Source organism: Paeniglutamicibacter sp. GQ140 (assembly GCF_059759235.1).
The window spans coordinates 1-9,569 of sequence record NZ_JCAXDW010000022.1; the positions used below are offsets into that span (position 1 = coordinate 1).

General features: G+C 68.5%; 9 protein-coding genes. 7 read left to right on the plus strand and 2 right to left on the minus strand.

Going from position 1 to position 9,569, the window contains the following annotated elements; all coding sequences use genetic code 11:
* Window positions 1-59 precede the first annotated feature (59 nt).
* Both AC6CHY_RS19800 and AC6CHY_RS19805 read right to left on the minus strand, forming a co-directional pair.
* Window positions 60-1,532, minus strand: coding sequence for a phytoene desaturase family protein (locus AC6CHY_RS19800; protein WP_498228033.1), 1,473 nt, complete (start codon window positions 1,530-1,532; stop codon window positions 60-62).
* A gap of 22 nt (window positions 1,533-1,554) precedes the next feature.
* A complete protein-coding gene (locus tag AC6CHY_RS19805) occupies window positions 1,555-2,058 on the minus strand; it encodes a hypothetical protein (protein WP_498228035.1) in 504 nt (167 codons plus the stop codon).
* A gap of 418 nt (window positions 2,059-2,476) precedes the next feature.
* Here AC6CHY_RS19805 and AC6CHY_RS19810 point away from each other — a divergent pair, with 418 nt between their 5' ends.
* The 7 genes from AC6CHY_RS19810 to AC6CHY_RS19840 all read left to right on the plus strand — a co-directional run.
* Window positions 2,477-4,630, plus strand: a complete 2,154-nt coding sequence (locus AC6CHY_RS19810) for an amylo-alpha-1,6-glucosidase (protein ID WP_498228037.1) — start codon at window positions 2,477-2,479, stop codon at window positions 4,628-4,630.
* 30 nt (window positions 4,631-4,660) lie between these two features.
* A complete protein-coding gene (locus AC6CHY_RS19815) occupies window positions 4,661-5,722 on the plus strand; it encodes a glycosyltransferase (protein ID WP_498228039.1) in 1,062 nt (353 codons plus the stop codon).
* A 69-nt stretch (window positions 5,723-5,791) separates the two neighbouring features.
* The gene (locus AC6CHY_RS19820) at window positions 5,792-6,640 is read left to right on the plus strand and encodes an HAD-IIB family hydrolase (protein ID WP_498228041.1); all 849 of its coding nucleotides are present in this window, start codon (window positions 5,792-5,794) and stop codon (window positions 6,638-6,640) included.
* A gap of 273 nt (window positions 6,641-6,913) precedes the next feature.
* Window positions 6,914-7,411 carry a universal stress protein gene (locus tag AC6CHY_RS19825; protein WP_217391083.1) on the plus strand — a complete coding sequence of 166 codons (498 nt, stop codon included), beginning with the start codon at window positions 6,914-6,916 and terminating at the stop codon, window positions 7,409-7,411.
* Between the two features lie 153 nt (window positions 7,412-7,564).
* Window positions 7,565-8,659, plus strand: coding sequence for a GTP-binding protein (locus AC6CHY_RS19830; RefSeq protein WP_498228043.1), 1,095 nt, complete (start codon window positions 7,565-7,567; stop codon window positions 8,657-8,659).
* 54 nt (window positions 8,660-8,713) lie between these two features.
* Window positions 8,714-8,836: a type B 50S ribosomal protein L36 gene (ykgO, locus tag AC6CHY_RS19835; protein WP_217391085.1), complete on the plus strand. Its 123-nt coding sequence runs from the start codon at window positions 8,714-8,716 to the stop codon at window positions 8,834-8,836.
* 523 nt (window positions 8,837-9,359) lie between these two features.
* A partial coding sequence (locus tag AC6CHY_RS19840) for an SH3 domain-containing protein (RefSeq protein ID WP_498228045.1) occupies window positions 9,360-9,569 on the plus strand: 210 nt, incomplete at its 3' end.

Sequence of the window (9,569 nt, forward strand, 5' to 3'; positions counted from 1 at the left end):
AGGTCTTCTTTTTGTCACTTAGCCACGCCGCATGTCACCAACGTCCGTGGTTAATACACCTAGCCGCCGCCGGGCCGCGGGATTTGGGCGGGGCGCCGTGTGGGAAGCGGCTTCAGGCCCAGGTCCCGCAGCACCGCGTCGGCGGCATGCCAGCCGGCCATGCCGTGCACCCCTCCGCCCGGGGGCGTGGAGGACGAGCAGATGTACAGGCCCGGCGCCCCGGCCCGGTAGGGCCGCAGCGTAGGCACGGGGCGCAGCAGCTGTTGGGTGCCGCGCAGCGAGCCCCCGCCGATGTCCCCGCCGACCAGGTTCGGGTTCCAGTCCTCCAGGGCCCGCGGCGGGGTCTCGACGCGCCCGATGATCCGGTCCCGGAAGCCCGGGGCAAAGCGCTCGATCTGGCGGTCCACCGCCGGGCCCACCGCCTCGGCGCAGCCGTTGGGCACGTGGGCGTAGCTCCAGATGACCTGTTGGCCCGCCGGCGCCCGGGACCCGTCCACCGCGGAGGGCTGGGCCAGCATCACGAAGGGACGCTCCGGCACCTTGCCGCGGGCCACGTCCCGCTCGGCGGCAGCCACGTCGGCGAGCGAACCGGCCACGTGGACGGTGCCCGCGTGCGCGGTCCTTTCGTCCCGCCAGGGGATCGGCCCGTCCAGCAGGTAGTCGACCTTGAAGGCGCCGGGCCCGTACCTCCAGCGGCGCAGGTGGGCCGCGTAGCGCCCGCCGATGCCCGTGCCTTCCAGTTCCAGCACCTGCCGCGGGGTCAGATCCAGCAGGATCGCGTCGCTTGCCGGCAGCTCGCGCAGGTCCCGCACCCGGGAGTCGGTGTGGATCTCGACCCCGGCCGCGGCCAGAAGCCGCACCAGCGCGTCGATGATCGCGCCGGTTCCGCCCTCGGCCACGGGCCACCCCAGGGACTGGCCGAGGCCGCCGAAGAGCACGGCGAAGCCGGCGGTGAACGGGTGGCCCAGCGGAAGCATGGAGTGGGCCGCGGACCCGGCAAAGAGGGCGCGGGCGGCCTCGGAGCGGAAGGCCAGTTTTGCGGTGGCGTCGGCGGGCCACAGCGCGCGGGCGCCGAAGCCGGCCATGAGCAGCGGGTGCGGCGGGATCCGCAGCAGCGGACCGGTCGCGTTGCGCAGGGATTCGAGCGGGTGCCCGGCCACCGCCCGGTGCAGCAGCCGCCAGGCGGCGGCGTCGACGCCGAGTTCCGCCGCGGTCGAATCCAAATCCGGATGCAGCAGCGCGCTGCGCCCGGAATCCAGCGGGTGGGCCATCGGGTAGCGGTGGTGCAGCCAGCGCAGGCCGTGGCCCTCCAGGCCCAGGTGGCGGAACGCGGGGCTGCCGATGCCAAAGGGGTGCGCCGCCGCGCCCAGGTCGACGGTGGTTCCTTGCCCCAGCGTGGCGGCGGAGCGCGCCGCCCCGCCGACACGGGCCCCCTGTTCGTGGATGGTCACCTGCACGCCGTGTTCGGCCAGCCGGGCTGCAGCGGCCAGGCCATTGGGCCCGGCGCCGACGATGATCGCTGTTCGTGTCATGGCGGGGATTCCTTTCTGCCGGCTATCCGGCGAAGAAGCGTTCCTCCCAGGTTGCCTCGATGATGCCCTGGACCTGGTTGACCTGGTCGGCGGCACGCAGCTTGAGTTCGCCGAGCAGGGCGGTGTCGAAGCGGGGGTCCTTGCCTGCCACCAGCAGCAGGGTGTCCCACATGGCGAGCTTGGCGTTCAGCATGCCGATGAGCACGTCCAGTTCCACCTGGGCCAGGCCCGCCTGCCGTCGGCGCAGCAGGTTCACCGGGTTCACCCGCCCGGCCGCGCGCACCACGTGGGTGAGGGAGAGCTTCAGCGGGTGCCCGCCGTAGCCCAGCGAATCGATCATGCGCCGCAGGTCCTCTTGGTCGGTCAGGACCTGGCGGGACAGCGAGAGCAGCGCCGCCTCCTGGGCGGTGCCCTTCCAGGTGTCGGCCGCGGCACGAAAGGCGTTAACGCCGCCCTCGGATCCCAGGAAGTGCTCGTTGAGGTAGTTGGACAGGGTCTGGTGGCTGACGCCCCGGAAATCGCTCATGGGTGCTCCTGGAATTCGGCGGGTCCTGCCGGGCCTGCGGGCCCGGTGAGGTATTCGAGGGGCCCGCCGCCGCGGCGGCAACCCTTTGTACCCACCCTAGGGCCAAGATGCCGCCCGGGGGAAGGAAAGCGCGGTGCGCCCGCCGCAGGTGTTTTCGGGGCGGGGAGGAAGAATAACTGTTCCGTCCCGACCCGGCACCGGCCTATGCTTTGAAGTGTGGTCAAGCAGTGGGCCGCGGCATGCGCTATCGATGGACCTAGATGATGCACGGCATAAGGCGAACCAGGGCAAGTGGCCGCGCGGCGGGTGCAGCTCGAAACCCCGACCCGCCCGAGACGGCCCCTCGCGCCAACACGGATCCCGCAACCCCGACTCGCGCGCCCCGACGCCCCGACGCCTACGGGGGTGAGGTGTCATGATGAGCGCCTGGACCTCCGGAGTCGGGGCGCAGCTGGCGGGCCCGGGGGCCGTCACAGTGCTGCACGGAACGACGTTCGCCCTGGCCGCGGCCAACGGCGACATGGACGGGACCCGCCCGCACGGGTTCTTCTTCCGCGACACCCGCTTCATCTCCGGCTGGCGGCTGCAGGTCAACGGGAAGGACATGGAGCCGCTGGTCGGCACCGCCATCGAACCCTACCGGGCCATGTTCGTGGGCAGGGTGGCGGGCAGCAGCCTGGAAACCGAAAGCCACGTCCTCGTCGAGCGCCACCGCAGCCTCAACGGGGGCATGGTCGAGCGCATCGTGGTGCACAACTACTCGAACGCCGCCTTCGCCGCCACCATCCACCTGGAGGTGGCCGCCGACTTCGCGGACCTCTTCGACGTCAAGGCCGGCATCCGCCGCCCGGTCAACGGGGCGCTGTCGCACCACCGCAACGGCGGGCTGGAATTCAGCGGCACCGCCGGCGGCCACCGACTCCTTGTTGCCATCCGCGACGCGCAGGGCGTCCCGGGGCGCGGCGGGCTGGAATACCGCATCGAGCTGCCGCCGCAGGGCGAATGGGCGACCGAGGTGGCCATCGCCCCGTCCATCGACGGGCAGGGTCCCGAGCAGGATGCCCGCATGGGGCAGGCAGCCGGTGCCGCGAGCATCCCGGCGGTGCGCCAGCAGGCGTGGAAGGAACAGGTGCCCAGCGTGGAGGTCTCACACCACGGGGTCGGCAGGGCGCTGTTGACCGGGCGGAGCGACCTGGGCTCGCTGCGCATCTTCGACCCCGAGCACGAGGGCCGCGTGGTGGTGGCAGCCGGCGCGCCGTGGTTCATGGCGCTCTTTGGCCGGGATTCGCTGCTGGCCTCGTTCCTCTCGCTCTCGGTCGATGCCTCGCTCGCGCTGGGAACCATCCAGACACTGGCCGAGCGCCAAGGCACGCAGAGCAATCCGCAGACCGAGGAGGAGCCGGGCAAGATCTTGCACGAGGTGCGCCTGGGGTCCTCGCCCTCCCGGGAGCTGGGCCGTTCGGGGGCGTACTTCGGCTCGGTCGACGCCACGCCCCTCTTCGTGACCATGGCCGGGGAGCTGACCCGGTGGGGGGTGGGAGGCGAAACCCTGCACCGGCTGATGCCCGCGGTTGACGCGGCGCTGGGCTGGATCGAGCGCACCACCGCAAGGAACCCGCACGGGTTCCTGACCTACCAACGCTCCACCCCCACGGGCCTGGCCAACCAGGGCTGGAAGGATTCCTGGGACGGGGTCACCTTTGCCGACGGGCGGATCGCCGAGGCGCCGCTGGCGCTGTGCGAGGTCCAGGGATACGTGTACACCGCCTACCTGGCCCGGGCGCTGATCGCCCAGCAGGCGGGGGACGGGGAAAAGACGCGTCACTATGCCACCAAGGCCCGGCGCCTGAAGGCCGCGTTCAATGACAGGTTCTGGTTGGCAGACCGCGGCCATTTTGCCCTGGCCATCGACGGGGAGGGCCGCCAGGTCGACTCCTGCGCCTCGAACATGGGCCACAGCCTGTGGAGCGGGATCGTGGACCTCGACAAGGCGCCACTGGTGGCCGGGGCGCTGATGTCGCAGGACATGTTCACCGGCTGGGGCGTGCGCACGCTCTCGAGCCGGATGAAGGCCTACAACCCCGCCAGCTACCACAACGGATCGGTGTGGCCGCACGAGAACGCGCTGATCGCCGGCGGGCTGATGCGCTATGGATTCATCGCCGAATCCCAGCGCGTGGCCTCGTCCCTGATGCAGGCGGCCGAGTTCCTGGACGGGCGGCTGCCGGAGCTCTTCTGCGGGCTTGACCGCGGCACCCACCCGGTGCCCGTGCCCTACCCGACCTCCTGCTCGCCGCAGGCCTGGGCGGCGGCGGCCCCCATGCACCTGCTGCGGATCATGCTGCGCTTCGACCCGGTGCTGACCGAGGGCAGGGTCTATCTCGATCCGGTGCTGCCGGCGGACTGGGGAGAGGTCCACCTGCGCAACATCACCGTGGGCAACCACAAGATCAACCTCACCGCCAACGGCACCCGGTTCCGCCTCGAGGGCGTCCCGGAGGACCTCGAGGTCCGGCGCGGACTGCGCGGGCCGTTGGCGGACATGCTCGATGTCATGCCGGAGAAGAAATGACCCTGGGGGGAACAGGGAAGGGAAGAGGGGATGCGCATCGGACTCATCGCCCCGCCGTGGCTCACCGTGCCTCCGGAGGGATATGGCGGCACCGAAGGCGTCGTCGACCTGCTGGCGCGCGGACTGGCGGAGCTGGGACACGAGGTGCTGCTGGCCGCGGCCACGGGCAGCACCAGCCCGGTGACCCGGGTTCCCGGAGACCTTCCGCCCGCGGCCAGGCACCTGGGCAGGAGCCAGGAGGAGCTGCGCCACGTGCTCAACGCCTACGCACAGCTCCAGGGGGTGGAGATCATCCACGACCACACCCTGGCGGGGCCGCTGCTGCGGCGCGCCGGGTACCGGATCCCCGTGGTTTCCACCGCCCACAACTCGATGGACGCCGTGTTCCGGCCCGTCTATGCAGCGATTTCCCAACACGCGGCCCTGGTGGCGGTCTCCGGGCATCAGGCCGCAACGGCCACCGGGGTCGCGGTATGCCGGGTCATCCACCACGGCATCGACGCCTCCGAAATCCCGGTCGGCGCCGGGACCGGGGGCCATGCCTGTTTCCTGGGCCGGATGCACCCGAACAAGGGCGTGCTCACCGCCATCCGCGTGGCCCGGCGGGCGGGGGTGCCGCTGAGGATCGCGGCGAAGGTGCAAAGCGCAGGGGAGCGGGAGTACTTCGAGCAGGTCATCCGCCCCGAGCTGGGCGGGGACATCGAATACGTCGGGGAGCTGCGGGCCCGGGAGAAGTTCGCCCTGCTCGGCGGCGCGCTCGCGCTGCTGAACCCGCTGCAATGGGACGAGCCCTTCGGCATGGTCATGATCGAGGCCATGGCCACCGGCACCCCGGTGCTGTGCACCTCGCGCGGCGCGGCCCCGGAGATCGTGCGCGACGGCGTCACCGGGTTCATCCGGGACACGCCCCCGGCCCTGGCCGCCGCCCTGGCCGAATGCGCCAACCTGAATCGGGCGGACTGTCGCCGGGCGGCCGAAACGACCTTCAGCGCCCGGCGCATGGTTCGCGAGTACCTGGACTTCTATGGACAATGCGTGGCCGGGAAGCACCGCCCCCAAGCGATGGGGACCCGGGGAACCGGCGGGCCCTGACGGGAGCAGGGACGTCATCGGGAATGCAGGATGCGACACCGCGGTGCCGCCCCGGTAGACTCCGTGAATATGCACGCCGAACCCCACGCGCCCGCCAAGACCATCCATGCTGTCTTCCTCGATGTGGACGGCACCTATGCCGATTACGGGGTCGTCCCGCAGGCCCACGCCCAGGCAGTGCGGGCCGCCCGCGCGGCGGGACACAAGGTCCTGCTGTGCACCGGACGCCCGCTCGCGATGCTTCCGGCCCACATCCTCGAGGCCGGGTTCGACGGCCTGGTGGCAAGCGCCGGCGCCTACGTCGAGGTGGATGGCGAGGTGCTGATGGACCGGAGGTTCCCCGCCGAGATGGCCGCCCGGACACTTGCCGCACTCGACGCGCACGATGCGGTCTACGTCCTGGAAACCCCGGAGGCACTCCACGTCCGCCGCGAGGCCGAACCGCGGTTGAGGGAGATCATCGAGGCGCACTTCAGCCAGCGCCCCGACGCCCGGGCGAGCGGTTCCTCGGCCATCCTGGGCTCGATGGCCCCGATCCCCGAACACCCGTCCTTCGCCAAGATCTCCGTGTTCGAGGCACCGGTTTCCGTCGGGAACATCGCCGCCGAGATCGGGCAGGACGTTGCCGTGGTCGAAAACTCCATCGCGGACGAGGGACGCCACACCGGAGAGCTGTTCCGGCGCGGCATCAGCAAGGCCGACGGCGTCGCCGTGGCCATCGACTACCTGGGCATTGACCGGGCGGACACGATCGCGTTCGGCGACGGGGAAAACGACCTGGAAATGGTCGCCTACGCGGGACTCGGAGTGGCCATCGAGGGCTCGCATCCCGGGCTCCTGGAACTGGCCGACCGCACCGCGCCCCCGCCCAGTCGCGACGGGATTGCAGCCGCCTTTGCCGAGCTGGGACTCATCTGAAATATGTGTGATGCCGCGTCAGCCAAGGAGCGCCCGACCGACAGGTTGGGCGCTCCTTGGCATTAAGGCGTGTTCCGGGAAACCGGTCGGCGTGGGCGAGACGCTCGGTGTTGAAGGGGAAGTGCGGTGCAAGTCGGGCGGGCGGTGTTCCCGTGACGTTCCCTGAGGTGACCGGGAAGGGAGGAAGGTTCGCCGGCTATTCCCCTTGCGGTGATATGGGCGGAAAATGTCGATTAGGAAGAGGTCGGGTCGCAGCCAAGCCAGGAGGCCATGATGAACAAGGAAGTGCCAAACGTCGGGGGCATGGGACCGATTGTCGTGGGCGTATTGCCCAAGCAGCCCCGGCGGGTGGTTCTGGAGGCGCGGGAGTTGGCCGAGGCGCTGGGTGCGCCGCTGGTCTTCGCCTATGTGGAGATCAACAGCTACTTGGTCGAGTGGGAACTCAAGGAAGACATCCGCGGCAATTCCCTGCATCCGAAGGACATCGACGAGGACATGACCGAGGACGCCCGCGACATCCTGCGGATCCTGGACAGCGCCATGGCCGGCAGCAGGATCGAGTGGTCGCTGCGCGTGCTGGCGGGGGATCCCGGCAAGGCGTTGGCCCGGCTGGGCAGCGAAATGCATGCGCGGATGATCGTGGTGGGCACCCGGCACAAGGGGGTCGGTGCGAGGATGTCGGAACTGCTCAACGGGACGACGGCGCACCACGTGATTGCCCACCAGCAGCTGCCGGTGGTCGTGGTCCCTGTCCATCACGACGCACCCTGAGCGTGCTCGTTGCCGCAGACCTGGCCTGCCGCAGGCGGTCCTCACGGTGAACGCCGGGTGCAGGCGGTCGGCGCTTGCGGCTCGCGAGTGAAATGGCAGGCAGTACGCCCCTCAATTTGCTAATGAGAATCATTCTTGACTAATGTGTTTGACGTGACTCTCATACTTGTAACCTCGCTTGAATCCCACATCCGCGACAAGGCGCTCGACGTCCTGGTGGCGTCCATGCCCCGCGCGATGGTGGTTCGCCACGACCTGCTCGAGGGCGACCGCGTGCTGCGTCGCGTGTCCCGGGGAGCGACAAGTCTGGAGCGATTCGAAATCCCGCTGGAGCACGGATGTCTCACCTGTACGGTGAGGCTTGACGTGTTGCCCACGGTGACCCGCGTCCTCGACGCCCTGCCCGACGACGTGATCGTGGGTTTGCCGCCAAGCGTGAACGCCGACATGGTGCTGGAATACCTCGAGCCGCAACTCGCGTTGCGCGGCAGGGCGCTCGACTCCGTCTGCCTGGCCCTTGACCCGGCCTCACTCGATGACCAGATGTGGGACAACCGCACGCTCTGGCAGGCAGGCCTCAGCAGCGTGAAGGATGACGACAGGACGGCGGGGGAGTTCCTGGTCAAGGAGATCGCCTTCGCCGACACCGCTCTGATGCTTGAGGGGCTCTTTGCCCACCTCTTTGAAGCGGACGCTCCCGGCTGCCAGTCTGGGGGGGAAGATTTCCAGCGCGGATCGCAGTTGCTTACCGAACTGGGTCCGCACCTGACGGTCATCCACCCGGACGATGAGCTGGAACTGGCAACCTATGACCAGCGCTCCGCGCGCGCTCGCTCGACGCCGGGCACCGTCAACGTGGGCAAGCCAGAGGACCGGGTCAATTCCAAGGCGTGGTCCGGGCAGTTCACCACGGTGGTGTTGACCGCGGAACGTCCGCTGCACCCGGCACGACTCAAGGATGCATTGCACGGCCTGGCAGAGGGCTGTGTGTGGTTGCGCGGCACCTTGTGGATCGCCAGCAATCCGGAAACCAAGATGGTGCTTGGTGGGGCCGGCCCGTTTGTTTGGCTGGAGAGCCAGGGCACCTGGGGTGCCGAGACCGCTCGCACCCACATCGCGCTGACCAGCGACAGCAACGATGCGTCCGATCTGGCGGAGCTGCTGCGCTCCTGCGAACTGACCGACGCCGAAATCCTCGAGTCGCCAAACAGGTTTGACGATGCCCTGCGGCTTACGGACCCGAGCTGAGAACAGCGGCAACGGCCGACCATTTTTTGTTGCAACAACAACCGAAGGAAAACAATGAAAGTACGCAACTCCATCCGAGCCCTCAAGAAGATCCCCGGCGCCCAGGTCGTTCGCCGTCGCGGGAAGGTCTTCGTGATCAACAAGAAGAACCCCCGGATGAAAGCCCGACAGGGCTAGGCGGCGTCGCCGTCGGCGTGATGGACGTACGCTTCTGGATGCAGTGCGGCCATCACGCCCGTGCGCCGCAGGCCGCGACGTTGAGTACCTATTGGTAGACCGCAGGGTATCGCCCCGAACGTCTTGACGCGGACGTGGGAGGCCAACTCCGATCGCAGGGGACTGCCCAAACGTGACGCCTGTAGGCCTACGCCTACTCAGCTGATCTCCCCAGGTGGAACGATTCGTGGAGAATTCAAATCGCGGCGTTGGGTCAAGATTCTTCGCCAGGTTCCCAGCCATGTTCCATTCGTGGTGAACATCAGGTGAAATGCCGCTGAAGTCATAACCGAAAGATCCGCATAACTACGCGTCAACATGAAGTTGTTGGGTAATGTTAGGCGTTGATTGTCATTCGCCCTGCCAGGAGCCCACATTGCGCCGTAAACACTTTGGAGTAGTGCTGGCTCTTGCCGTGGCACTGATTGGCGGGCCGACTACAATGGCCACCGCCCAGCCTCTCGCTCCCATGGCATCGGTGAGCGTGACCACTGCCAAGGCAAAAACGGTCAAGGAAACCACGGCCAACCTGCACCTGCGCAAGAGCGCCAGCGTGAAGTCTTCTTCCTTGGTGCTTATTCCCAAGAACACAACGCTCTCCATCCTCAGGGTCAGTGGCAGTTGGAACCAGGTTTCCTACAAGTCAAAAACGGGCTGGGTGTCCGGAGACTATTTGAAGCCGGTTTCTACGGCG